The organism is Paraburkholderia sp. SIMBA_027 (genome assembly GCF_046535315.1).
GTDB lineage: Bacteria > Pseudomonadota > Gammaproteobacteria > Burkholderiales > Burkholderiaceae > Paraburkholderia > Paraburkholderia tropica.
The window spans coordinates 1-396 of sequence record NZ_JAWRWY010000152.1; the positions used below are offsets into that span (position 1 = coordinate 1).

Genomic DNA, 396 nt, shown 5'->3' on the forward strand with positions numbered 1-396 from the left:
GACAGGACCTCAGCGGCTGAGCGCCCCTACGGAATCTGGCTGATGGCAAGTGCCGAGCAATTCGGGTACGGCCGCGCGGAAGAGAACCTTGGCGTCCCGGAGCTCGAAACCAAAACACCCGAGTTCAACCACCAGTGGGACTCCTGCCTGAGCAAAGCGTTTCCCTCAACAAGCTACGGAGCCGACCGCAACGCACTCACCGTCCAGCTCGCCGGGAAAGCGAAGGTCGCCGCGGGGAAGGATCCTCAGACCAAGGGGCTCATTGAGCAGTGGAAATCGTGCGTACAGGCACACGGTGGAACGTTCGACGGGAGCGATCCTTGGAGTCCGGTTGAGGCACACGGTGACAAGGAAACAGCCATTCGGGTGGCGGTCGCGGACGTGCAATGCAAAGTG

The 396-nt window shown here is 61.6% G+C and carries 1 protein-coding gene; it reads left to right on the plus strand.

Annotation, left to right across the window (positions count from 1 at the left end; genetic code table 11):
• Nucleotides 1-42: 42 nt before the first annotated feature.
• The coding region (locus SB764_RS38550; RefSeq protein ID WP_410866542.1) for a hypothetical protein at nt 43-396 on the plus strand (354 nt) is incomplete at its 3' end.